The following is a 23801-nucleotide window of genomic DNA, read 5'->3' as shown; positions in this document are numbered from 1 at the left end:
ACGACCTTGCCGCACATTCAGCCGCGGATGCGCGCGGCCTAAAACGACGAAAACGCCGCCACGTCCTGAGACCATGGCGGCGTTGTATAGAGAGGGTTTGATCGCCCCGATGTGAAACCGGTGCTCAGACCGTGAGAGTGGGCACCGCGCCGGACTTTGCCTGCCGCACAGCATCCTCAAGATGCGCCACAAGCTGCGCATCGAGGCCGAGCGTGGCCGCCAGATAATTCAGGTACGCGCGTTCAGCGTCAGTGTCGGCGTCGATGGCCAGCGACGACGCGAGATAGATCTCGGCCCGCTGCTCCGGCACCGGGGTTGAAGCTGCAAATTGCGCCGGCGACCACGGGCGGGCGATTTCGGCCTCCAGAAAACTCTGCTCCTCGGAGGTGATGCCAAGCGCCGCCAGACGGCCGACGATGGCCTCCCGCTCCGTCGCGTCCACGACGCCATCGGACATGGCCGCGGCGATCATCGCCCGCACCAGCACCAATGCGTGCTCGTTGATGGCGGCCCTGGGAACGGCAGGCGGCGCAGCAACAGGCGGCACCGATGCACCCGCAGGCACACCACCAGCGGTCCCGCCAACGGTCTGGCCGGCGCGATAATTGTTGTAAGCGCGATAGGCCAATCCACCGAGCGCAGCGGCCGCGCCGAGCTTCAGCGCATCGCCGGCCAATTCGCGACCGGCCTTGGAGCCAAGCAGCAGCGACGTGATCGCGCCAGCCGCGACACCACCCGCAACGCCGCCGCCGAAACCGCCCGGAATGGCGCCCGTGACGTTGCCGAGTATGCCGCGCGCACGCTCCACCAGATCGTTGGCACCGGCCCCGCCCTGCGGCTGTGCAGCGGGTTGGCCACCCGGCTGCTGCGGGACAACACCGCCCTGCTGTCCGCCGACCAGAAGGTCTAAAATGCGCGTTGCGTCGATCATCCTGTTTCCTCGCTCAAGCCGCCTCCCTAGGTAGGGAGTGGCCCGCGCGCGACAAGAGGGAACGGGAACGGAACTTTCCGGGAGCAATAGGAGAGCAGTCGCAGGCGATCACGTAACGGCGGGTGAAAATGTCCGCTTGGGAATGTCGGCGACTAAGGCACTCGCATCAGTATTGTCAGTGTTAGTCGCGCGAGATGGCCTGCTCCAGCCTGCCGTATTCAATCTTTGGACAGCGGTTCATCACCACCTGCAAACCGGCGGCTTCCGCCTCTCGCGCGGCGTCGGCATCGCTCAAACCGAGTTGCATCCAGACTGCGCCGATACCGAGCCGATCCTTGTCGGCAATGGCCTGCCGCGTGGCATCGAGCAACGCGTTTTGATTGCGGAAAATGTCGACGAGATCAACCGGCGCTGGAACATCGGCAAGACGTGCATAAACGGTGCGACCCAGGATGGTGCCGCCGGCGTGGCCGGGATTGACGGGATGCACGGTGTATCCCTTGCCGATGAGAAACTGCATCACGCCATAACTTGGCCGCGCGGGATTGGGCGAAGCGCCGAGCACCGCAATCACGCGCGCGGCGCGCAAGATGTCGGCGACGTAATCGTCGCTGTAATGGTCGTGGTACATGTGTAGCCTGTGTGAAGCGCACGCGAGCGCACCGCGTAACTCAGCAGCCTTTCCATTCCGGCTTGCGCTTGCCCAGGAACGCGCCGATGCCCTCTTCGGCGTCACGCGCCAGCATGTTCCGCACCATCACGTCAGCGGTGTAGGCATAGGCTTCGGCCAGCGGCATCTGCGCCTGCTCGTAAAACGCGCGCTTGCCGATGGATACGGTGAGCGGCGATTTGACCGCGATTTTCTCCGCCATCGCCAGCGCGTGCTCCAGCGCCTGCCCTTGCGGCACGACGCGATTGACGAGCCCGTGCGCTGCCGCCTGCTCAGCGGTTATCATCTCGCCTAGCAGCAGCATTTCCATCGCGATCTTGCGCGATACGTTGCGCGACAGCGCCACCATTGGCGTTGAACAGAACAGCCCGATGTTGACGCCCGGCGTTGCGAAGTGCGCATTTTCAGCCGCGACGGCCAGATCGCACGTTGCCACGAGCTGGCAACCGGCCGCAGTCGCAGTGCCCTGCACTGCCGCTATGACCGGCTTCGGACACGCAATGATAGCCTGCATGACGGAAGCACAACGCGTCATCGTCTCGGTGAAGAACGCGAGGCCCGCATCGGTGTCGGCGCGATGGGCGGTGAGTTCCTTCAGATCGTGACCCGATGAAAACACCGGCCCGGCCGCCGCAATCACGATCACGCTGATATCGTCGTCGCGGCCCAGCGCTTCGACTGCCGACTGCAATGCCTCAAGCAACGCGAGCGACAGCGCATTGCGCGCCGCCGGACGGTTGAGCGTGAGCAGCGCAACCCGCGGCACCGGGCGCTCCAGCAGCAGCAAAACCTCGCTGTGCGCGGCGCTGTCGGTTGAAGCTTCTTCGGGCTGGTGTTGCATTGCTCTTGGTCCTGCGGCGCGCCGCTGCACATTCACATTTGCGTCTGTCGCGTCCCGGTGGGCGACGATGCGTTGCGTGGGATCGGGTTGTCAGTCCTGCAGCGACTTTTCAATCTCGTCCCAGTGCTGCTTCACCAGCTCAACGTTTTCCATGAACTGGAGTTTCGGCGTCGTGCTGATGGCCTCGTTCAGTTCATCGACGAGCTGCTTCTTGTCTTCGTCGGTCAACGATGTATCGGCGTTCACCTCTTCGAGCTCTTTTTTAAGAGCGTCGACAGGTTCGATAAATTCGCCGGTCTTGGAATCCAGCCCCGCCATGACGATCGAGATGTTGGCCGCTACGTCGTCCAGCTCGGCGAAGTCGGAGAAGCCATGCTTACGGGCCATCTCGTCGAGTTCGTTCTGGAGCTCGGGCTCAATGGTGTCGTCGGCGCCCTGCAGCTTGGAAGTTACGGTGGTCAGGTCAGGCTGTGCAGCGATGAAATTCTTCACCTGCTCTTCGGTGAGACGCATCTGCTTGATCGGCTCGTCCGCCGCGTCCTGATCCTCTGCGAGAACTGGCGCGGAGAACGCGACGAAAGCAAGCATCGCCGCCAGACAGGGAGCCAATAGCTTTGAGATCGAACCAGATAGTGCCTGCCGCATAGCGTTCCGTTCCTCCGCTGGATTATGTAGCCGCTGAAGCCATCGATGGCATTCGAATCAACAGTATGCGGCGCTTCCGTTGCATTTAATACGCAGACCACAGGATTGGCACCCCGTTGCCACGCCTGGGGCTTCATTTTGAGCATTAGCTCGGCGGAAATGTGCTCCAACCGGGCAACGCTGGCCGGAATATCGAAGCGGTATTATAATACCACATTGCGCAACATATTGTTTTTGCTTGTGTTTTCATTTTTCATTGCATTGTCGATTGACAGATTCCAGGCAATCTGATTTCAAGGCGCCACTCGCGCCTGCTGAGATGGCATCTGTCGTCCGTCTGGCGCCCCTATCAGGAGCCTCCGACTATGACGACATTCGTCGCCAAGCCCGCCGAGGTGGAGAAGAAGTGGATCCTGATCGACGCTGAAGGTCTCGTCGTCGGTCGTCTCGCCGCTCTCATCGCCACCCGTCTCAAGGGCAAGCACAAGCCGATCTACACCCCGCACGTTGATTGCGGCGACAACATTGTCGTCATCAATGCGGACAAGGTGATTTTCTCCGGCAACAAGCTCACCGACAAGGTCTATTACCGCCACACCGGTCATCCGGGCGGCATCAAGGAGACCACCCCGCGCCGCCTGCTCGAAGGCCGGTTCCCGGAGCGCGTTGTCGTCAAGGCCGTTGAGCGCATGCTGAAGCGCGGTCCGCTGCAGCGTCAGCTTATGCGTAACCTGAAGGTCTACAAGGGTAACGAGCACCCCCACGAGGCACAGCAGCCGGAGCTGCTCGACGTGGCTGGCCTCAACCGCAAGAACAAGAGGGGCTAAGGACAATGGCACAAGAAACCAAGTCTTTGGAAGACCTCGGCGAAATCAAGGGCGTTGTGGCTGCGGAAGCCCCCGTCCATGTGCAGAAGCTGGACAGCCTCGGCCGCGCCTATGCCACCGGCAAGCGCAAGAACGCCGTCGCCCGCGTCTGGATCAAGCCGGGTCGTGGCACCATCACCGTCAACGCGAAGGACTACACCGCATACTTCGCACGTCCGGTGCTGCAGATGCTGCTTCAGCAGCCGCTGGCCGCCGCTAACCGCGCCACCCAGTATGACATCAACGTGACCGTTCACGGTGGTGGTCTGTCCGGTCAGGCCGGCGCCGTCCGTCACGGTATCTCCAAGGCCCTCACCTACTTCGAGCCGGACCTGCGTTCGGTGCTGAAGAAGGGCGGCTTCCTTACCCGCGACAGCCGCGTGGTGGAACGCAAGAAGTATGGCCGCGCAAAGGCCCGCCGCAGCTTCCAGTTCTCGAAGCGCTAAGGCGACGGCATTTTCGCCACTACCGACATTGCAACGGGCTGCCCATCGGGCGGCCCGTTCTGCTTATGACGGCTATTTGAAGGCGTTTTTTGCGCCGCGCCCACTTGCCCGCTTCTGGCTGCGGTGCCACATACCCGCGGGGATGGAAGTTGGGCCTGCCACGCGCGGCCCGACATAACACAGGGTGCAGGATGGACTGGCTATTACAGGACCTCAGCTATCTTTATGGGGTCATCGCGGAAGAAGCACAGCATCTTGTTTCGCCGGAGTGGTACCGCCAGAACTTCGTTCCACTGATGAACATCATCATGATCGATCTGGTGCTGGCGGGCGATAACGCCATCATCGTCGGTCTGGCAGCCTCGCGCGTGCCCAAGGAAATGCGCAGCCGCGTTATTTTCTGGGGTATCACCGCCGCTGTTGTGCTGCGCATCTTCTTTGCGGCCATAACGGTTCAGCTCCTCGGCATCATCGGCCTGACGCTTGCCGGCGGCATCCTGCTGCTGTGGGTGTGCTGGAAGATGTATCTCCAGATCAAAACCGGCAGCCACCACGGTGACGCCGATAGCGTTGCCGGATCAGGCAACGGCGATGACGGCGACATGAGTTTCTGGTCCGCTGTCGGTCTTATCATCATCGCCGACGTCTCAATGTCGCTCGATAACGTGCTGGCGGTGGCTGGCGCGGCCAAGGGCTCGACGCTGGTGCTGGTCATCGGCCTTGCAGTTGCGATCATCCTGATGGCGGTTGCCTCGGCCTACATCGCCAAGCTGCTGGTTAAGTATCCCTGGATCACGTGGATCGGCCTGCTGGTCATCCTGTGGGTGGCGCTGGAGATGATCTACAAGGGCTCCCACGAGGTTACGTGCCAGGCGTTCAACTTCGGCTGCTCCGAAACCCTGTGGCAGGGCATCAAGCACCGATTGGGCTTTTCATAACAGCCGCGCCGCATGGCCTTGTTTTCCGGCCATAGCAACGTAGGCAGGTAGTTTACTTACAGGGCGCGGCAGAATAAGCCGCGCCCCAAGTGTTTCGAGGCAGGCTATCGCTTTCGAACAGGGCAACTTAAGAGCACAGGGCAATGCCGCCATGGGCACACAGGCCAAACCAGCGCAGATCTTCATTGACGGTGAAGCCGGAACCACCGGCCTGCAGATCCGCGAACGACTGGCGGACATGCAGGGCATTGAGGTGCTGAGCATCGATCCGGCTCTGCGCAAGGACAACGCTGCGCGCATGGAACTGTTGCGGGCCGCCGATCTGGTGGTGCTGTGCCTGCCGGACGATGCCGCGCGCGAAGCCGTGGCGATGGCCGACAGCCTTGGCGATGAAGCGCCGCGCATTCTCGATGCCTCCACCGCGCACCGCACCGGAGCCGGATGGGCCTATGGCTTTCCCGAGCTGAACCGCGCCCAGGCCGACGCCGTGCGCTCAGCGGCGCGGGTAGCTAATCCGGGTTGCTATCCGACCGGCGCCATCGCGTTGATCCGGCCGCTGGTCGACGCCGGGCTGGTGCCTGCGGATCACCCCATCACTGTCAACGCCGTCAGCGGTTACTCCGGCGGCGGGCGTTCAATGATCGAAGCTTACGAGGCTGGCACCGCGCCCGCTTTCGAGCTCTATGCGCTTGGGCTTGAGCACAAGCATGTGCCGGAGCTGATGACCTATGGCGGGCTGACGCGGCGGCCTATTTTCGTGCCGTCGGTGGGCAATTTCCGGCAAGGCATGATCGTCTCGATACCGCTGCATCTCGACGTGCTGCCGGGCAAGCCCTGCCTGCGCGATCTGGAGCTGGCCCTCGATGTGCATTACGCCGGGCAGGAGCGCGTGAGCGTTGCGCGCGAGCCGGCGGCAAATCTCAACCGGCTGGCTGCGGACGAGATCGAGGGCCAGGACGGCATGGAGCTTTATGTGTTCGGCAGCGCCGCGCACAATCAGGCCGTGCTGATGGCGCGGCTCGACAATCTCGGCAAGGGCGCTGCCGGCGCAGCGGTTCAGAACATACGGCTGATGCTGGGTCTGTAAAGCGCACTCGCGGCAGCTTTTTTGGCGCTCAGCGACTCCCGTTCCGGGAGCCGGGCCGCCGAGCGCGTTTTAGGTAGCGCTGGCGACTCCCGTTCCGGGAGCCGGTCGCCGAGCGCCATAAAAAAGCTCAGGCTTTCGACGCGCTGGCAATCCGATGCAGGTGCAGCGTCGCGACCGCAATGACGATCGCCGCCCCGCCCTGATGCGCGAGCCCCAGCGACAGCGGCACCACAGCCAGGAGCGTCCAGATACCGAGCAGCATCTGGGCCAGCAGGCATATCGCCAGCAGCGCACCCGACCGGACGATGCGCTCATCATCCGCCGAACGCACCAGCGTCACGAAGTGGATCAGCCCCAGCGTGACGACCGCATAGGCCACCATGCGGTGATCGAATTGAACGGTGGTGATGTTCTCGAAAAAGTTGATGTACCACGGATGCTGCATGAACAGCCCGTCCGGCACGATCCTGCCGTCCATCAGCGGCCAGGTGTTGTAGGTCAGGCCGGCGTTAAGTCCGGCCACCAGCGCCCCCAGCGCCGACTGAAAAAATATGAGAACGAACAGCGCAATCGCGGTCAGGCGCTGTGCCGGCGTGACATTGAGAAAGCGTATGCGCTCGCCCTCCGGCGCCGCACTCAAGGCGAGCCATACCAGCAGCGAAAGGATCGCGAATGCGGTGATGAGGTGCAGCGTTAGCCGATACTGGCTGACGTCCACGCGGTCCACCAGCCCGGACTTGACCATATACCAGCCGATGAAGCCCTGCAGTCCGCCAAGCGCAAAAACACCAAGGCACTTGAGCGCGAAGCCGCCACGCACGCGGCCCGACAGCCAGAAGAACAGGAACGGCAGCCCGAATGCGAGCCCGATGAAGCGGCCGAGGAAACGGTGCGCCCACTCCCACCAGTAGATCGCCTTGAAGTCCTCAAGCGACATGCCCGCGTTCATGACCGAGTACTGCGGAATGCCTTTGTACTTCTCGAAGGCGGTGTGCCAGTCGGCATCGTTGAGCGGCGGGATTGCACCCAGCAGCGGCTGCCATTCGGTGATGGAAAGACCGCTGTCCGTCAGGCGCGTTGCGCCGCCGACAACGATCATCGCGAAAACCAGCGCGGCACAGAACCAGAGCCAGACCCGCACGGCGCTGCCGGAGACAGCCGGCTGAATATCAGCACCGGTCCCAGGCGATGAAATTGAAACGGCCAACTGCGCATGCCCCCAGATTGTACCCTACCGTCTGATAACGGCCCCACGCGCGGCGATCAACAGCCGTGGTGTGCACCGCAAGCAGGGGCATGCTGCAGTGCATCGCTCTAGCGCGCGACGTCAGCCAGCCGATCAAACGTGCTTTTTCAGGGATGTGCAAGGTTGCGATGGGAGGCGCACGCAAAAACGGGCGGCCTCGTGGATCGCGCATCCGGCGAGCGCGGGCAAGGCGCTAGGCGCTAGGCAGGCACGCGACGACCGCTGAATTTCTTCAGTGTGTTCATAAGCGCGAACGGCACGCCGGACAGCAGCGCCTTCACATAGCGCATATCCTGATAGTCGCCATTCAGCGACAGCCGTGGCAGCGCCATCATATCCTGAGCGTTTTCCGGATATAGCAGGCCCTTGCGGGTTGTGACCGCGGTTTCGAGTTCCAGCCCTTCGGCAATACGGAACTCCCGCTCGCCTGCGCTGCCCTCATCGCCGTAGGGATAGCTGAAGTGGCGGCACGGCAACCCCAGTTCGGCCTCGATACGCAGGACGCTTTCCGTCATTTCATCGCGGGCGCGCGGCTCGTCAAGCTTGGCGAGCGCATAGTGCCCGCGCGTGTGGGCGCCTATCGTGACCAGCGGATCGGTCGACAGATCGCGCAACTCGTCCCACGACATAATGAGATCCTGATGCGCCAGCTTGGGATTGATGCCATAGGCCGCCGCCAGCTCAGCAACGACTGCACGCGCCTGATCCTCAGGGATGCGGCGCAGCCACCAATAGATTGCATGGTGGGCGGCGTATTTCTCGGCGGCGTTTGCAAGCCTGAAGTGATGCGTTTCGCCGCCCATCGCCAGCGTGATCTGCGGGGCGGCGCGCAGCACCTTCTCCAGCGTCAACCACCAGAAGTCACCGTTGCCGTCGGCGAAGTCGGTTGGAACATAGATCGTGAACGGCACGCCGTGGCGCCGGAAAATCGGCAACGCGTATTCGCGATTGTCGCGATAGCCGTCATCGAAGGTGAAACAGGCGAACGGCTTGGCCGGCCTTGGTGCTTCAAGGCGCGCACGCACCTCATCAAGCGCAATGACATCGAAGCCGGCATCGATGACATTGGCGACGACTTCGTCGAGGAAGCGCGGCGTCACCTTGAGAATGCGGTTGGGCTCGAACTCGTGCGGTGGCGCCGGGTCCACCTGATGCAGCATGAAGATGACACCGGAGCCGGCGGTATAGGGCGCAAGAAGATTGCCGGCGCCCGAATAATGCACCGCTGCCAGCGCCGTCTTCAGAAGCGTTGCCGTGCGTCTGCTCATGCCGCCCTCGTGCCGTCAGCAGACGACGGACGCGCGCTGCGACGTCCACCACCCAACTGCGAGATTGTCGTTCGCGGCACTATGCGCACCGGGTGTTCGCTCGACATTAAATTGAGCCGACAACAGACCGTTTTGACTAACGGTCTGTTACTTGCGCAGGTCGAGCCCGCTGAGGGTCTCAACTGATCCGTGCTTCCAGCCGCCCCTTGGCGCCGACTCGGGCCAGCCGCTCGCGCGCAATCTCGGTCGTTTTGCTGCGCTCTAGCCGGAACAGCTCGATATCGGTGACATCGAAGCCAAGGAACGTGCCGCCGCCCTGCACGGTAGCGGGCCGACGACGCGCTTCGCTGACGATGATGCCGGCATCGAAGCGGCCTTGAATGGCTTCGAACAGAGCCCGCGCTACGTCGGTGCGGCCAACGACGAGGATCTGATCGTAGGCGGTGTCCAGCGCGTCGAGCGTGAGGTTAAGGCGGTCGGGATCGAACACGATGTCGCGGTCGTGCACGGGGGCACCGGCGGCAATGAAGTGGGCACCGCTGGCTGGAATGCGCGTGACAACTGCTTCGAACGTAGCCTTGCCCTGCAGCAGCTCATTGAGGCCCGGCCGCGGCACGATGCCCAGAGCTTCCGCCAGGCCGTGGCCTTCCGGCGCCCAGTCCAGCACGATGACATCGCTGCCGGCGTCCGACATCGCTTTGGCGAGATCGATGCCCTCCGTGCCGATGTCCATCTGTTCGCTCGATCCGGTCATCAGCGCGCGGAAACCGCCAATGTCCTGCGGATGCGCCGCAAGCTGATATGCAAGGTCGGCGACCGATTTCACAACATGCACGCGCGAGGCATCACGGGCCAGCACGGGCGCAAGTTCTCCGGTTGCAAGCTCCGCCACCGCAGGCTCAAACACTTCATGCTCGGCAGTTGACCCACGGGCCGCCGTGAAGAGCGCCTTGGTGACAACAATAGCAATGCCGAACAGCAGCGTCGCGAGGCTGACGAGAATTGCGTAAGGCAACGGCTTGGGGAAGCTCGGCACACTGGTGGGACGGGCGACAGAAACGATCTGTGCCTCGACCGGAACCGCGCGCCGGTCGGCTGCAATGCGGTTGGACTCATAGCGTGCCTGCAGACGATCCAGCTCGGCGCGCTTGGAACGAGCTACGGCTTCAAGCTGACGGAGCTGAACTTCATCTTCGCCCGTGCCTGCGGTTTCCTTTTTGACCTGCTCAAGGCTGCGTCGTACCGAAGCCTCGCGCGAAGCCGCAATCGAAGCGCCCTTCTCGATGCCTTCGACGATCTTGCCAACCTCAGACTTGATCTGACGCTCAAGGCCCTGAAGGTCGGCGCGCAACTGACGCATGCGGGGATGGGCCGGGAGCAGCGTGGCCGAGAGTTCAGACAGCTGACGTTCAACACGCACACGCTGCTGCACGAGGTTCTGGATCAGCGGCGAGCGCTGCACATCGGGCAACGATTCGGCGTTTCCAGCACGCACCATTTCGCGCACCGACTGCGCACGCGCGTCAGCTTCGCTGCGTGCGGCCTGCGCGCGCGTCAGTTCCGTGTTGAGATCGGCAAGCTGCTGCTGATTGAGACCGGTGTTGTTCGGTCCGCCCTTGAAAATATCCGCTTTGGCGCGGAACTTTTCGACCGCCGCTTCAGCATCGGCGACCTCGTTCATCAGCTTGTCGATCTTCGGCTGCAACGCCTGCTGCACTTCATCAGTTTGCGATAAAGAGCGGGTGGCGAGCGACGTGCGATAAGCTTCTGCGATGCGATTGGCGACTTCAGCGGCAAGCGCCGGATCGCTTGAGGTAAAGCGGATGCCGATGACGCGGCTTTCGCGCGGCGAATAAACATCAAGGCGGCTGTTGAATGCCTTCAGCACCCGATCCTGTTCGCTCTCGGAATCGGTGCCGCCGAGGCCAACAGCATTCTTTATCCGCTGCAGCAGGCCGGGCGTACCAATTGCGTCATTGAACTCGGGATTTTTGTCGAGCTTTTCCTCGGCGATAATCTGCAGCGCAAGATCCGGCGACAGCAGACTGCGAAGATGCGTGTTGATCGCTTCCCGATCGAGACGGGACGCAACCGATTCAGCACTACGGTCAGCGCCGTTAGCATCGCGCGGCGCCACGACCTGAATCTGCGCCTCCGATGTATAACGGGGCGGAAACTGCGATAGCACTGCATAGGTCAGCGCACCGGTCAGCAAACTGAGCAGCACAAGTTTCGGCATCGCGCGCTTCAGCGAGCGCCAGATTGCTCCGATATCGATATCGTCAGGGGCGGCGGTGGCCATGATCTTCCGCTTCAAGGAAACTAATCGTTGCCTCAAATTAGATCGCTTACCGGTTGCGATTTCATTAAGCGTTCCACAGCAAGACACACGCTCAGGTTTTATTAACCGATAGCGCGCAGAGTGCAGCAAGCGAAACATACCGCGTTGGCTGCACACCATGTCTCAATTGCGCATACACAGTCTGCTGATACTCGGCGCCGCCCTGCTGGGCGGTTGCGCGCAGACGCCGCTGGTTGGGGAACTTGCGTCGGATATCGCATCACTCACAGCCCCCGCGCCAGCCTGGCAGTCCCCATCCGCCGGACGCATGATTGAGCACGGCACTGAGACCAACACCACTGCCGCGAACGCAACTTCTGTCGATATTATTGGCGATGGCCCCAATGCGGTGAACGGCAGCGTGCGGCCGACCTCGGTGTGGGGTGAAGCCACGGTGCACAAGGCCGCCGCGACGCTCGATTTGCCGGTGGAAACGCAGCTGAAGGCCGATGGCAACAGCACGGCCAAGCCGACCGACAAGCCAGTTCAGGTTGCCGACGGCTGGCACGCGCCCTCGCGCCGGGTGGTCTCGCCGGCGCCGATGGCCCCTGCTCCGATGCCGATGGCGGCCGCGCCGGTGGCCTGGGGCCCGGCCGTGGTTGTATCTGGCGACATTACCGGCGGACCGACGGGACACGAGGCATACATCCTCGATACCGGCGACCGCCTGCGCGTGTTCGTCTATGGACAGCCGAACCTGTCGCGCCTCTACACGGTCGATCAGGTCGGCAACATCGCTGTGCCGCTTATCGGCTCTGTGCGCGCCCGTGGCCGCAGCACGGTGGAACTGGGCCGCGCCATCGCGCAGCGGCTGGCCAGGGAATACGTGAAAGATCCGCAAGTCACGGTGGATGTGGCGCAGAACCGGCCGTTCTTCATCCTGGGTGAAGTGCGCCAGCCGGGCCAGTTCCCCTACGTTTCCGGCATGACCATCGAGCAGGCGATCGCAATCGCGGGCGGTTACACGGAACGGGCCAGCCACCGCCGCTTCCGCATCACGCGCAAGCTTGGGCCGCTCGTTGACCAAATCGAAGCCCCTTCCGACTACCCATTGCTGCCGGGCGACACCGTCTACGTGTTCGAGCGCTTCTTCTAGGGCACGATTGCTTCGTGCTCAAAGCACCGGGCGCGCCGACAGTTGGCGCGTCCTGCCCGCAGCGCGATCTATCGTGGGAGTGAACAATTGCGGATCATGCACTGCCTGCGGGCGCCGGTGGGCGGCCTGTTCCGCCATGTGCTCGACCTCAGCTCCGAGCAGGCAGCGCGCGGCCATGCGGTTGGATACATCGTTGATTCAACCGTCGCCGATGCGTTGACCGAAGACCGCCTCGCCCACGCGGAACAGCATCTCCAGCTTGGCATCACGCGCATGCCGATGGGACGGCTGCCCGGTCCGAAGGATCTGGCGACGAGCCGCGCGATCAGCGATGTCGTTGCCGCGATGAACGTCGACGTGTTGCATGGCCATGGTGCCAAGGGCGGAGCCTATGCGCGGCTGGCCGGACGCTCTCTGAAGCGCGGCGGACAGAAAACAGCGGTGTTTTATACGCCGCACGGCGGCAGCCTGCACTACAGCACCCGCTCGCCACAGGGCATCATCTACCTCGCGGTTGAGCGGTTTCTGGCCCGATATACGGACGGGCTGATCTTCGAGAGCGATTTCATCCGCCGCGTTTACGACGCCAAGGTTGGCGCAAATGCAGTGCCGCAGCGTGTCATTCCAAACGCTCTGCAGCCGGATGATTTCAGGCCGCACGCACCCAATGCAAACGCCGCTGATTTTCTGTTCATCGGCGAGCTGCGGCAGTTGAAGGGTGTGGATGTGCTGCTGGAAGCGCTGGCAGGCATACGGGCCAGGCAGCGCGACGTGCGCGCGGTCATCGTCGGTGGCGGTCCGGATTCCGGCACGTTCAAAGCGAAAGCGGAACGGCTTGGACTTGCCGGTGCGGTAACATTTCCCGGCGCCATGCCAGCGCGCAAGGCATTTGCGCTCGGGCGCTGTCTCGTTGTGCCATCGCGCGCCGAAAGCATGCCTTACATCGTCCTGGAGGCCGCCGCCGCCGCCATGCCACTGATCGCAACCAACGTGGGCGGCATCCCGGAAATTGTCGACGGCAGCGACACGGCGCTTATTGCGCCCGGCGATGTTCCCGTTTTGAAACACGCCATGACATCATTTCTGGATGACCCGGCCGCAGCAAAGGCCCGTGCCGCGCGCCTGAGAGACGCTGTTTCAGCCCGTTTTACAGTGGCCCGCGCGGTTGATGACGTGATCGCGTTCTATCGCGAGATACTTCGCTAACCTTAACTGACAAGCTTACCGACAGATCGGCAAATTTTAGGCACCTGGCATGGATGCTGCTCTTACAAGGACAGCATCCACCGTCGTTTGCCAGGATCGTCCGGAATGTCCCAAATCGGTAATGCCTCTGTTCCAAACCCGCTCGGGCTTCCAACCCCCGAACCGCGTTTGGCCGACTTCCGGACTGACGACAACACCAGCCTTGTTTCGATGGTGGTGATCCGCGGCGTGGTTCGCACGCTGGACGTGTTCATCGCAGCGATGGTCGGTCTGGCCGTCGCGCTGTTCTACGTCGACGATCCCGAGATCTTCGCCAATCCCTATTACATGGCCGCCATTCCGTTCACCGCGATGGTGGTGGCGCTCGGCTTCGACATGCTGGGCCTTTATTCCCGCGTCTCGTTCAGCTCATTCCTGCGGCAGATGCCGCGCGTGATCCTGATCTGGACGATCGCATTCGCGCTGATGCTGGCCGCAGCGTTCTTTCTTAAGGCGGGCCATGAGCTGTCGCGCGTCTGGCTGGCAACCTGGTACGCCAGCGGCCTCGTGCTGCTGCTAGCCGAGCGCGCTGCCGTTACCGCGTGCGTGCGCCACTGGATCCGCGAAGGTCGTCTGTTCCGTCGCGCTGCCATTTACGGCGGCAGCCACATCTCCGAGAAGCTGATCACCGACCTTGAAAAGGATGTCGACAGCGACATTCGCATCATCGGCGTGTTCGACGACCGCGGCAACAAGCGCATCGGCAGCATGACCTCCGGCTATCCGCATCTCGGCAGCCTGAAGAATCTTGTCTCGTATGCGCGCCACTCACGCCTCGACATGATCATCGTGGCGCTGCCGATCACGGCCGAAAAGCGCGTGCTTGAAATCACCCATTCGCTGGCTGTTCTGCCCGCTGAGGTGAAACTTCCGGCCGGTTCGAGCGCACTGCGCTTCACGCCAAACACCTATTCGCACGTTGGCAACGTTGCGATGATCGACCTGCTGGAGAAGCCGATTGCCGATTGGGGCGCGGTTTCGAAGTGGCTGTTCGACAAGATCGTGGCCACCCTGGCGCTGATCGTGCTTTCGCCGGTCATGCTAGCCGTCGCCATCGCGATCAAGCTCGACAGCCGCGGACCGGTGCTGTTCCGGCAGAAGCGCTATGGCTTCAACAACGAGCTGATTCAGGTTTTCAAGTTTCGCTCGATGTACACCGATCGCTGCGACGCCAACGCATCCAAGCTCGTCACCAAGGACGATCCGCGCGTGACCCGCGTCGGCCGCTTCATCCGCAAGACAAGCCTGGATGAGCTGCCGCAGCTTTTCAACGTGCTGATCGGCAATCTGTCGCTGGTTGGCCCGCGCCCGCATGCACTGGAAGCGAAGGCCGCCGGCAACCTGTACGACGAAGTGGTCGATGGCTATTTCGCCCGTCACAAGGTGAAGCCGGGCATCACAGGCTGGGCGCAGATCAACGGCTGGCGCGGCGAGACCGACACGCCGGAGAAGATCCTGAAGCGCGTCGAATGCGACATCTATTATATCGAGCACTGGTCGCTGCTGCTGGACACCTACATCCTGCTTAAAACGCCGTTTGCGCTGATGAAGTCGGAAAACGCTTACTGATCGGGATTTCGCTCTCGCGGGAAAGTTTCAGTAGTTCATGGTCAGCGTTGCCGCCGATATCGGGATGGGAAGTGCCGCACCATCCGTGCCGCAACAACGGCATCGGCGCGGCCTGATCACCCTGCTCGCGCTGGCCGCTGTTGCACTGACGATCGCGGTTTCGGGCGTTGTGTTTTCCGAACCCGCACCCGTCGATGCCCTCACGATGGGCCTGATCGTTCTGCTGCCGGTGATCGGGCTGGTGCACTTCACGCCGACGCTGGTTTCGTTCGCCGCGCTGTGGCTGCTGGCGGCGACGGGCGCGCTGCTGGGCATGGCGTTCTCTCAAGATCTTTCCGGCACCGGCATTCACGTCGCGGTGACGCTGTATCTTTATGCAGCGTGCGCGGTGTTGGCTGCGTTCGTTGCCTACGATCCGCCGCGCCATGCCAGGCTGCTTCTCAATGCGTGGTCGTTCGCGGCGCTGGTGGCTGCAAGCGCAGCATTGCTGGGCTACTTCCACATCATTCCGGGCGGCTATGAGCTGTTCACGGAGTATGGTCGCGCCACCGGTACGTTCAAAGACCCCAACGTCTTCGCGCCATTCCTGATCGTACCGCTGCTGTATCTCATCAATGTCGCGCTTGAGCGCCCGTTGCGCGGCATGGTGCTGCCGCTGGCTCTCGCAGCCATCCTGACGCTCGGCGTGTTTTTCAGCTTTTCACGCGGCGCGTGGATCAATCTTGCGCTGTCGCTGGCGCTCTATGGCTATCTGCTGCTCGTCACCACCCGCAAGGCGCGCGTGCGGCTAAAGCTGCTGTCGCTGTTGCTGCTGGGCGCACTTTTCGCGGCCCTCGCCGTCATGGCTGCGTTAAGCTCGAACGAGATATCATCGCTACTGCTGCAGCGCGCCAGCTTCGATCAGTCGTATGACCTTGGCGAAGAAGGCCGCTTCGGAGGTCAGGAAAAAGCGCTCGGCATGATCGCAGAAAAGCCGCTTGGCATCGGCGCGCTGGAATTCGGTCAGCGTTACCATCCGGAAGCTGCGCATAACGTCTACCTGACGATGTTCCTCAATTCCGGCTGGCTGGGTGGCGGAACCTATCTGCTGCTGGTGCTGCTGTCGCTTGTGTTCGGCATGCGCTTTGCCATGCGCGGCACCGAAATACGGCCGATGTTTCTTGCGGTCTATGCAGCGTTCGTCGGCACGGCCGGTGAAGGCATCATCATCGACAGCGACCACTGGCGGCACTTCTATGTGCTGATGGCGCTGCTGTGGGGCATGATGGCCGCTGAGTATTCCAGCTCCGGCAGGGCAATTGTTGCGGGTGATGGCGCCAAGCCTGACAAACGCAATGCGCGTGGGCGACGGGCGCCGCGCCTGCTGGCGTCAGCAGACGAAGGCAAAGGCCCTGCAAAGCCGCGCCGCCTGCCAACGATTGTCGGCGCACAGGTGCCAGCGACGTAAACCACGCGCAGGCTGGGACAAGCTTCAGCCGATGACGCGCACATGGTTGTCAAACGCGCGCCCGGGAAACGTTGTCGTTGTCAGATGGGTATGGTCGGGCTGATCCGTCTGCACGATGCCGTGGCCGGACGTCATCGCAAAGCCCGGCCCCTCGATGCCGGCGATGCCGCAGCTATCGGCAAGCTGGCTTTCGCCCACCACCTGCTGGCGCTCGGTATCGATGTAGACGATGCGGCCTGCGCGCGGTGCCGATGCCGCCAGCAAACGGCCATCGCCGCTGACAGCAACCGAACCGATATAGCCCGCCAATGATGCGCCCATCGGCTTTGGCGGCGCGATGATACGCAGCGGCGCGTCGAGCCCGGCGCAACCAACCAGATCGGGCGAGTCGACGTTCTCGCCTTCCCACTGGCATCCGAACCACACCGTACCGCGTGCATCCTGCGCCAGATGCCGGATGGAAAGACGGTGCAGTTCCGCGCTTTGCTTGTGCTGTGCCAGCAGCCGGCCATTGCGACGATCAACGAATGCGAGCGAAGGCTCCATCGAAGAAAGGTTGAGCTTCTCACGACCGGTTTCAACGTGCGTTTCAATGCCGCCATTGGCGATGGCCAGCGTGGTGTCGTCGGCGAGCAAAATCACCTCGTGCGGGCCGATGCCGTAGCTGGGAAATTCGCCGATGCGCCGGAAGCCGCCCGCGACGTCATAAACGCCGATGAGGCCGTCGCGCGTGTCGTTGTCGTGCTCGGTTGCATACAGCAGCCGGCCATCGCGCGAAAACACGCCATGACCGTAAAAGTGCCGGTTGGCGGGCGTGGTGAACACTGAAGGCGGTTGCCGGTCGTGGATGTCCAAGCTGAGCGCGAAAGTGCCGGGCCGGCGCGCAAACACAACAGCGCGGCCGCTGGCGTGATCGAGCGCGATGTCATGCCCGCGCCCTTCCAGCGGCACTTCATGCAGCAAGGTGCCGTCGAGCGACATGATGACGACCGAATAGCCGCCATCGGGACGGCGGCACGCGGCGATGAGATCGCCCGGCATGATACCGCTGTCGAATGCGCTGTCATCAGCGGCGGCCGCCGACGCAATCGCGGTGCCGAAATGCGCCGCCGTAGTTGTCGAAGCCAGACAAACCGCAGCACCGATCAGAAGCTGTCGCCGATCAATCGCCATCAAGTTCATTGAACCCTATTGTCAGCCCGGCGAGTGTTGCCATCTCTCGCCCGACCAGTTTGCGAATGCCGTCTATCTGGAACCGCAGGATGCGCAATCGACGCGAGCGCACCTCGCCGGTTGTCTCCGTATTGGAGATCGCATCGGGTACCTCGTCGGACAACCTGTCGAACGCGCCGGAAATCCAGCGCGACATCCAGCCTTTGTCTTTCGGTACGGTGGCTGCCAGATCCATTGCATCATAGAGCTGCTTCAGCGACTGCATTTTGGCAACGATGTAGCGCGCGGTGAGACCGGAGCGCGCAAACACCAGCAGCGGCTTGCGCGCCGGATTAACGGCGGCATATTCCATCTGCACAATCTCGCGATCGAGGATCATCTGCAGGCCGGTGATGAATGCGCGCGCAAAATCTGCGGTTACTTCATCGGTGGTTTTATACGGACTGTTGCCGACGCCAGGCTGCAGCAGCTGCGTGCGCCATCCATCCGCGCCACTCCACGCTGCAATGACCTCCAGCGTCTCAGCCTGAACGGCCTCGGCGGCGGCGATGGCGAGACGGCAACGATAACGGCCATCGTCCGTCGTGTCGGTAATGGGCCGTTTGTCGTCGTAGAGCAGCAGCTCAAGCGCGCCGAGCCCCTGCACCGCCGCGCTCTTCTTCAGCAGCACCTGCGGATCGAGCGCGCTTTCATCGCGACTGGCAACGAGACGCCCAACCTGACGCGGCGTGACGTTGCGCGCATCGGGCCAGAAATGAAAACGCTCCGCGCGGCCGATCTGGGCCATCGGGCCCATACGCAGAAAATCCACCGCCGCCCATGACAGCGCTGTTTTCTCGAACTCGCCACGGGCATCGGCCAGCTTGGCAGCGTCACCCGCGCACACACCGGCGATGATGCCGCCCAGCAATGCGCTCTCATCTGCCAGCGTCTGGAAGTGAGGCAGCAGATAGCTGTCGATGATGCGTTCGTTGATCTTGGCGAAGTCTTCGTTTGCCGCCGATGCTGGCGATCCTGCTATGCCGCAGCCGAGAAGCACAAGCCCCAGCGCTGCCGCGCAGACCACCGCCATTCTCAGAACGCTAGCGCGCGAACGCATGCATTTCCCCAGGCACAATCATCCCCACCGAGGCCTATAGCAGCACTTTCACGTGAACGCGCGCATTCTGCGTTGTCGCGATCCGCGCCTACGCCTTATTTCATGCTTTTGCTAGCCTGATGTCGGGGCAAAATATTCTTGACTTATGCTGTCCGCAATCATTGTGATCGGCCTGGTCAACAGTTCCCGGCACGCCCGTTTGACCGACATCAGATCGGCCCATTATTGCTATCGGTGCTGCGGCGCTTGCCGTAACCCGCACATCACTCCAACCACCAAGGAAGGCTTCGCGCATGTTCAACAGGCTGGCTAGAACCCTGATGGCCACCGCCGTCATCGCTTTTGCTACCGGAGCGTGCGCAGTGGCACAGGAGGCGCCCAGCGTGGCGGCAGTCTCCAAGACGTACGCAGACATCGCCGAAGCTGGCTATTCAGATTCCCTCACTGGCGCGAAGGCATTGAAAGTCGCCGTCGATGCGCTCATTGCCAAGCCATCGGAAGACACGCTGAAGGCCGCACGCGCGGCCTGGATCACGGCGCGCAAGTCGTACGCGCAAACGGAAGCCTTCCGGTTCGGCAACAAGATCGTTGATGACTGGGAGCCGCGCGTCAACGCATGGCCGCTGGACGAAGGGCTGATCGACTACGTCTCGCAGGAGTATGCCGATCAGGGTCTGCCAAACGATTTCTACCTCGCCAACGTGATTGCCAATCCCAAGATCAAGATCGGCGGCGAGGAAATTGACGCCAGCGTCATCAGCAAGGAACTGCTGAGCGACAAACTGCAGGAAGCGGGCGGCGTCGAATCCAACGTGGCGACCGGCTATCACGCGATTGAATTTCTGCTGTGGGGCCAGGATCTGAACGGCAACGAAGCCGGTGCCGGCAATCGGCCCGCGACCGATTATGACACCGCAAACTGCTCCAACGGCAATTGCGATCGCCGCGCGCAGTATCTGAGCGTCGTCACCGATCTGCTGATTGACGATCTGACGTGGATGGTCGGCCAGTGGGGGGAGAACGGCGATGCGCGCAAGACGGTGATGTTCGACAGCGGCAACGTTGGCTTGTCAGCAATCTTCCGCGGCCTCGGCAGCCTTTCATACGGCGAGCTGGCGGGCGAGCGCATGAAGCTTGGCCTGCTGATCCACGATCCGGAGGAAGAGCAGGACTGCTTCTCCGACAACACCCACAACGCCCATTACAACAACGCTCTGGGCATCCGGAACATTTATCTGGGCAGCTACCAACGCCCCGATGGAACGATCGTTTCCGGCCCCAGCGCATCCGATCTCGTGCGGGCAAAATCCGCTGAAGCTGATGACGCAACACGTGCGGCACTCGACACGACGATGGAGCGCATGCAGGCTATCGTCGACCGCGCGGAAGGCGGCGAAGCCTATGACCAGATGATCGGCGAAGGTAATGCCGAGGGCAACGAGCTGGTCGAGAAGGCCATTCAGGCGCTGATTGCGCAGGCCAAGGCGCTGGAGCGTGATGTCGGCGTTTTACAGCTCAAGGCTATTCAGTTCGAGGGCTCCGAAAGCCTCGACAATCCCGGCGGCGTGAGGTGAGGCAATCGCCGCTGTGCGGGTTGGCGATATTGGTTCCGGGGCTGATGGCCATCGCAATGGCCGCCGCCTCGGCTCCGACCGCGCAACCGCACGACGCAAACGCTTTGCACGCTGTTGCTGCCTTTCCAGACGATGATGCGGCTGAGGCATTGCCGGGCGGCAACGCAACGACGCGCGAAAGCTTCGACAATCCCGGCGCATTTTCGCATCCCTCGCACGGCATCGGCCTTGAGGGGGAAGCGAAATTCAAGGTCGGGAACGGCGTATTTCGCAAGCTTTGGGTGTCGGCGCCATCGTCAACGAAAAGCTCCGACGGGCTAGGCCCGCTGTTCAACTCGCGCTCGTGTCAGAACTGCCATCTGAAGGATGGTCGCGGCCACCCTCCGCCCGCCAATCGCCCGGATGCAACGGCGGAATCGATGGTGCTGCGGCTGTCGATTCCACCGCAGAACGATGAGCAAAGGCGTTTGCTGGCGGAACGGCGCGTCAACACCATCGACGAACCAACCTACGGCGAGCAACTGCAGAACATGGCTGTGCGCGGGCTCGACAACGAAGGCCACATGCACATCTCCTATGACGAAGTACCGGTGACCTTGAAAGACGGCACGCAGGTGAGCCTGCGCCGCCCGACGTACCGCGTTGAGGCGCTTAAAGCCGGACCGCTGCACGCTGATACGATGCTGTCGCCGCGCGTTGCTCCGCAGATGATCGGCATCGGGCTGCTGGAAGCCATCCCCGACGCGCAGATCCAGGCGCACGCCGATCCGAACGACAGCGATGGCGACGGCATATCGGGCCGCGTCAACGAGGTGTGGTCGGCGCAACGGAAAGACGTTGCGATCGGGCGTTTCGGCTGGAAGGCGGGCAAGGCAACCGTCGCCGATCAGACCGCGAGCGCGTTTGCCGGCGACATGGGGCTCTCGACGCATCTCGATCCGCGCAACGCAGGCGATTGCACCACGCAGCAGCCCATCTGCCAAAATGCGCACCACGGTGCGCGGGAACGCGATGGCGGTGTCGAGGTTGGCGCCAAGCTGTTCGACCATGTTGTGTTCTATGCGCAGAACGTTGCCGTGCCGCTGCGCCGGAACATGGACGATCCGCAGGTCAGGCGCGGCAAGGCGGTGTTCCATGCGCTCGGTTGCCAGAGCTGTCACGTGCCGTCGTTCGTGACCGGCGATGTTGACGGCCAGCCGCATCTCAGCCGCCAGCGTATCTGGCCTTACACCGACCTGCTGCTGCACGACATGGGCACAGGGCTTGCGGACAACAGGCCGGAGGGCGTTGCCGATGGCCGCGAATGGCGCACCGCGCCGCTGTGGGGCATCGGGCTGACGCAAATCGTGAGCGGCCACACGCTGTTTCTGCACGATGGCCGCGCGCGTTCAATCGAGGAAGCCATTCTCTGGCACGGCGGCGAAGCGCAAAGCGCCCGTGATGGCTATGCCGAGCTGGCACGCGAAGATCGCGACGCGCTGGTGCGATTTGTTGAATCGCTTTGACCACGGTGCAACTATAGCGCGATGACGCCACGCACGTTACGTCGACGCATGCGCGCCAACACAGCCATCACGATTGGTGGCGCGCGTTCCGATAACGCTGAATCAGCGCGTTGGTTGAAGCATCGTGCTGCAAGTCCGGCGCGGACGTAGTGGTGATTTCCGCCGCGATCTTGCCCGCCAGCACCTTGCCGAGTTCCACGCCCCACTGGTCGAACGGACCGATGCCCCAGATTGCGCCCTGCACGAACACGCGATGCTCGTAGAGCGCAATCAGCGCGCCCAGCGTGCGCGGGTCCAGCCGATCCGCAAGCAGCATGTTACTGGGACGATTGCCTTCCATGACTCGGAATGGCGCGTCGGCCGCGCTGACGCCGCTGGCTTCGACCTCAGCAAGCGTGCGACCGAACGCCAGGCCTTCCGCCTGCGCGAACAGGTTGGCCATCAGCAGATCGTGCGGCGCGGCGAGCGGGCTCAGCGGCTGCAGGAAGCCGATGAAATCCGCCGGCACAAGGTGCGTGCCCTGATGCAGCAGCTGATAGAACGAGTGCTGACCATCGGTGCCGGGCTCGCCCCACAGAACAGCGCTGGTCGCGAAATCAACGCGGCGCCGTTCAAGATCGACGCTCTTGCCGCAACTCTCCATTTGCAATTGCTGCAAATAGGCCGGGAAGCGCGCAAGGTTCTGCGCATAGGGCAGCACGGCCTGCGTCGCGGCGCTGAAGAAGTCGGCATACCAGACGCTCAGCAGCCCCAGAATAACCGGTAGGTTTTGCTGTAGAGGCGCGGTGCGGAAATGCACGTCCATATCCGCGAACCCCGCCAGCATGGCGCGGAAGTTTTCCGGACCGACAGCGAGCATAGTGGAAAGACCGATGGCGGACGGCAGCGAATAGCGCCCGCCAACCCAGTCCCAGAACGCGAACATGTTAGCGGTGTCGATGCCGAACTCGGCCACCTTCTGCGCGTTCGTTGAAACCGCAACGAAGTGTTTGGCAACTGCGCGTTCATCGCCCAGCCGTTCGATCAGCCATTGCCGCGCGAGATGCGCGTTGCTCATCGTTTCCTGCGTCGTGAAGGTTTTCGACGACACGACGAACAGCGTCTCTGCCGGATCGAGATCGTGCGTTGCTTCCGTGAACGCCGCGCCATCGACATTGGCGACGAACCGGAACCGCATATCGCGTGCGCTGTAGGGGCGCAGCGCCAGATAGGCCATTTCCGGCCCCAGATGCGAGCCGCCGATGCCAATGTTGACGACATTGCGGATCGGCTGCCCGGTGTGGCCGATCAGATTTCCGGCACGCACGCGATCGGCAAACGAGGCCATGCGATCCAGAACGCCGTGCACGTCCGGCACGACGTTGCGCCCGTCCACCTCGATCACCGCATCGGCGGGTGCGCGCAACGCTGAATGCAGCACGGCGCGGTTTTCGGTGGTGTTGATCCGGTCGCCGCGAAACATCGCATCACGACAGGCCGTAAGTTGGCGTTCCTCGGCCAGCTGGAACAGCAGCGCCATGGTTTCAGCGGTGATGCGGTTCTTCGAATAATCGAGAACTAGCCCCGCGCCCTCAACGGTGAAACGGGCCGCACGCTCGGGATCGGTGGCGAACAGATCGCGCAACATCGCATCCTTGACGGCGGCGTAGTGATCGGAGAGCGCGCGCCACGTGGGAGCGGTGGTCAGCGGTGCAACGGCAATGGCCTCGGTCATCGGATCGGTTCTTTCGCAAGCCAGTAATTGGAGAGCAAATGTAGGCGAACTGCGCGCAAAACCGCACGGGCCTTCAGTCAACGAGGCCCCGTGCGGATGC

20 protein-coding genes are annotated in these 23801 nt (G+C 62.4%); 10 read left to right on the top strand and 10 right to left on the bottom strand.

What is annotated here, in order from left to right; genetic code table 11:
- Positions 1–124 precede the first annotated feature (124 nt).
- From C6Y62_RS12450 to C6Y62_RS12435, 4 genes are all read right to left on the bottom strand, one after another.
- Complete coding sequence (locus C6Y62_RS12450; protein WP_173954174.1) at positions 125–931, bottom strand: tellurite resistance TerB family protein; 807 nt, start codon at positions 929–931, stop codon at positions 125–127.
- A gap of 181 nt (positions 932–1112) precedes the next feature.
- Positions 1113–1562: a CoA-binding protein gene (locus tag C6Y62_RS12445; protein ID WP_173954173.1), complete on the bottom strand. Its 450-nt coding sequence runs from the start codon at positions 1560–1562 to the stop codon at positions 1113–1115.
- Positions 1563–1602: 40 nt separating this feature from the next.
- Positions 1603–2442: an enoyl-CoA hydratase gene (locus C6Y62_RS12440; RefSeq protein WP_173954172.1), complete on the bottom strand. Its 840-nt coding sequence runs from the start codon at positions 2440–2442 to the stop codon at positions 1603–1605.
- Positions 2443–2532: 90 nt separating this feature from the next.
- Positions 2533–3087: a hypothetical protein gene (locus C6Y62_RS12435; protein WP_198491404.1), complete on the bottom strand. Its 555-nt coding sequence runs from the start codon at positions 3085–3087 to the stop codon at positions 2533–2535.
- Between the two features lie 365 nt (positions 3088–3452).
- On the opposite strand from C6Y62_RS12435, the gene rplM reads away from it, so the two are divergent.
- From rplM to argC, 4 genes are all read left to right on the top strand, one after another.
- Complete coding sequence (gene rplM / locus C6Y62_RS12430) at positions 3453–3914, top strand: 50S ribosomal protein L13 (RefSeq protein WP_068461163.1); 462 nt, start codon at positions 3453–3455, stop codon at positions 3912–3914.
- A gap of 5 nt (positions 3915–3919) precedes the next feature.
- Positions 3920–4399: a 30S ribosomal protein S9 gene (rpsI, locus tag C6Y62_RS12425; RefSeq protein WP_068461161.1), complete on the top strand. Its 480-nt coding sequence runs from the start codon at positions 3920–3922 to the stop codon at positions 4397–4399.
- A gap of 296 nt (positions 4400–4695) precedes the next feature.
- Positions 4696–5337, top strand: a complete 642-nt coding sequence (locus tag C6Y62_RS12420) for a TerC family protein (RefSeq protein ID WP_246274707.1) — start codon at positions 4696–4698, stop codon at positions 5335–5337.
- Between the two features lie 151 nt (positions 5338–5488).
- Complete coding sequence (gene argC, locus C6Y62_RS12415) at positions 5489–6424, top strand: N-acetyl-gamma-glutamyl-phosphate reductase (protein WP_173954169.1); 936 nt, start codon at positions 5489–5491, stop codon at positions 6422–6424.
- Positions 6425–6551: 127 nt separating this feature from the next.
- Here argC and C6Y62_RS12410 read toward each other — a convergent pair whose 3' ends face one another.
- The 3 genes from C6Y62_RS12410 to C6Y62_RS12400 all read right to left on the bottom strand — a co-directional run bounded on the left by C6Y62_RS12410 (position 6552) and on the right by C6Y62_RS12400 (position 11240).
- Positions 6552–7631, bottom strand: a complete 1080-nt coding sequence (locus C6Y62_RS12410; RefSeq protein WP_246274662.1) for a COX15/CtaA family protein — start codon at positions 7629–7631, stop codon at positions 6552–6554.
- A 239-nt stretch (positions 7632–7870) separates the two neighbouring features.
- Positions 7871–8938, bottom strand: a complete 1068-nt coding sequence (locus tag C6Y62_RS12405) for a polysaccharide deacetylase family protein (RefSeq protein WP_173954168.1) — start codon at positions 8936–8938, stop codon at positions 7871–7873.
- Positions 8939–9116: 178 nt separating this feature from the next.
- The gene (locus C6Y62_RS12400; RefSeq protein ID WP_173954167.1) at positions 9117–11240 is read right to left on the bottom strand and encodes a GumC family protein; all 2124 of its coding nucleotides are present in this window, start codon (positions 11238–11240) and stop codon (positions 9117–9119) included.
- A 157-nt stretch (positions 11241–11397) separates the two neighbouring features.
- Here C6Y62_RS12400 and C6Y62_RS16470 point away from each other — a divergent pair, with 157 nt between their 5' ends.
- The 4 genes from C6Y62_RS16470 to C6Y62_RS12380 all read left to right on the top strand — a co-directional run bounded on the left by C6Y62_RS16470 (position 11398) and on the right by C6Y62_RS12380 (position 16636).
- Positions 11398–12375 (top strand): polysaccharide biosynthesis/export family protein, encoded by a 978-nt coding sequence (locus C6Y62_RS16470; RefSeq protein ID WP_246274660.1) that lies wholly within the window; start codon positions 11398–11400, stop codon positions 12373–12375.
- Positions 12376–12471: 96 nt separating this feature from the next.
- Complete coding sequence (locus tag C6Y62_RS12390; protein WP_173954354.1) at positions 12472–13581, top strand: glycosyltransferase; 1110 nt, start codon at positions 12472–12474, stop codon at positions 13579–13581.
- A gap of 105 nt (positions 13582–13686) precedes the next feature.
- Complete coding sequence (locus tag C6Y62_RS12385) at positions 13687–15189, top strand: undecaprenyl-phosphate glucose phosphotransferase (protein ID WP_173954166.1); 1503 nt, start codon at positions 13687–13689, stop codon at positions 15187–15189.
- Positions 15190–15226: 37 nt separating this feature from the next.
- Positions 15227–16636, top strand: coding sequence for an O-antigen ligase family protein (locus C6Y62_RS12380; protein WP_198491405.1), 1410 nt, complete (start codon positions 15227–15229; stop codon positions 16634–16636).
- Positions 16637–16660: 24 nt separating this feature from the next.
- Here C6Y62_RS12380 and C6Y62_RS12375 read toward each other — a convergent pair whose 3' ends face one another.
- Positions 16661–17809 carry a DUF1513 domain-containing protein gene (locus C6Y62_RS12375; RefSeq protein WP_173954164.1) on the bottom strand — a complete coding sequence of 383 codons (1149 nt, stop codon included), beginning with the start codon at positions 17807–17809 and terminating at the stop codon, positions 16661–16663.
- Positions 17799–18908 (bottom strand): imelysin family protein, encoded by a 1110-nt coding sequence (locus C6Y62_RS12370; RefSeq protein WP_173954163.1) that lies wholly within the window; start codon positions 18906–18908, stop codon positions 17799–17801. Before C6Y62_RS12370 ends, C6Y62_RS12375 begins: the two co-directional genes overlap by 11 nt.
- A 305-nt stretch (positions 18909–19213) precedes the next feature.
- On the opposite strand from C6Y62_RS12370, the gene C6Y62_RS12365 reads away from it, so the two are divergent.
- Positions 19214–20482 (top strand): imelysin family protein, encoded by a 1269-nt coding sequence (locus tag C6Y62_RS12365; RefSeq protein WP_420844166.1) that lies wholly within the window; start codon positions 19214–19216, stop codon positions 20480–20482.
- Between the two features lie 44 nt (positions 20483–20526).
- Entirely contained in the window at positions 20527–21987 is a 1461-nt protein-coding gene (locus C6Y62_RS12360; protein WP_173954353.1) for a di-heme oxidoreductase family protein, read from the top strand.
- Between the two features lie 67 nt (positions 21988–22054).
- Here C6Y62_RS12360 and pgi read toward each other — a convergent pair whose 3' ends face one another.
- Positions 22055–23701, bottom strand: a complete 1647-nt coding sequence (pgi, locus tag C6Y62_RS12355) for a glucose-6-phosphate isomerase (RefSeq protein WP_173954161.1) — start codon at positions 23699–23701, stop codon at positions 22055–22057.
- Positions 23702–23801: the final 100 nt, after the last annotated feature.

This window comes from Hyphomicrobium sulfonivorans, from assembly GCF_013306565.1.
In the GTDB taxonomy this organism is placed as follows: domain Bacteria; phylum Pseudomonadota; class Alphaproteobacteria; order Rhizobiales; family Hyphomicrobiaceae; genus Hyphomicrobium_A; species Hyphomicrobium_A sulfonivorans.
The sequence above is the reverse complement of the archived record's forward strand: the minus strand, read 5'-3'. Positions and strand labels throughout refer to the sequence as shown.

Excerpts from the sequence above, each read along its gene's own strand:
- C6Y62_RS12450 (WP_173954174.1), bottom strand. The coding sequence starts at position 931 with ATGATCGACGCAACGCGCATTTTAGACCTTCTGGTCGGCGGACAGCAG.
- C6Y62_RS12445 (WP_173954173.1), bottom strand. The coding sequence starts at position 1,562 with ATGTACCACGACCATTACAGCGACGATTACGTCGCCGACATCTTGCGC.
- C6Y62_RS12440 (WP_173954172.1), bottom strand. The coding sequence starts at position 2,442 with ATGCAACACCAGCCCGAAGAAGCTTCAACCGACAGCGCCGCGCACAGC.
- C6Y62_RS12435 (WP_198491404.1), bottom strand. The coding sequence starts at position 3,087 with ATGCGGCAGGCACTATCTGGTTCGATCTCAAAGCTATTGGCTCCCTGT.
- rplM (WP_068461163.1), top strand. The coding sequence starts at position 3,453 with ATGACGACATTCGTCGCCAAGCCCGCCGAGGTGGAGAAGAAGTGGATC.
- rpsI (WP_068461161.1), top strand. The coding sequence starts at position 3,920 with ATGGCACAAGAAACCAAGTCTTTGGAAGACCTCGGCGAAATCAAGGGC.
- C6Y62_RS12420 (WP_246274707.1), top strand. The coding sequence starts at position 4,696 with ATGAACATCATCATGATCGATCTGGTGCTGGCGGGCGATAACGCCATC.
- argC (WP_173954169.1), top strand. The coding sequence starts at position 5,489 with ATGGGCACACAGGCCAAACCAGCGCAGATCTTCATTGACGGTGAAGCC.
- C6Y62_RS12405 (WP_173954168.1), bottom strand. The coding sequence starts at position 8,938 with ATGAGCAGACGCACGGCAACGCTTCTGAAGACGGCGCTGGCAGCGGTG.
- C6Y62_RS12400 (WP_173954167.1), bottom strand. The coding sequence starts at position 11,240 with ATGGCCACCGCCGCCCCTGACGATATCGATATCGGAGCAATCTGGCGC.
- C6Y62_RS16470 (WP_246274660.1), top strand. The coding sequence starts at position 11,398 with ATGTCTCAATTGCGCATACACAGTCTGCTGATACTCGGCGCCGCCCTG.
- C6Y62_RS12390 (WP_173954354.1), top strand. The coding sequence starts at position 12,472 with ATGCACTGCCTGCGGGCGCCGGTGGGCGGCCTGTTCCGCCATGTGCTC.
- C6Y62_RS12385 (WP_173954166.1), top strand. The coding sequence starts at position 13,687 with ATGTCCCAAATCGGTAATGCCTCTGTTCCAAACCCGCTCGGGCTTCCA.
- C6Y62_RS12380 (WP_198491405.1), top strand. The coding sequence starts at position 15,227 with ATGGTCAGCGTTGCCGCCGATATCGGGATGGGAAGTGCCGCACCATCC.
- C6Y62_RS12375 (WP_173954164.1), bottom strand. The coding sequence starts at position 17,809 with ATGGCGATTGATCGGCGACAGCTTCTGATCGGTGCTGCGGTTTGTCTG.
- C6Y62_RS12370 (WP_173954163.1), bottom strand. The coding sequence starts at position 18,908 with ATGCGTTCGCGCGCTAGCGTTCTGAGAATGGCGGTGGTCTGCGCGGCA.
- C6Y62_RS12360 (WP_173954353.1), top strand. The coding sequence starts at position 20,527 with ATGGCCATCGCAATGGCCGCCGCCTCGGCTCCGACCGCGCAACCGCAC.
- pgi (WP_173954161.1), bottom strand. The coding sequence starts at position 23,701 with ATGACCGAGGCCATTGCCGTTGCACCGCTGACCACCGCTCCCACGTGG.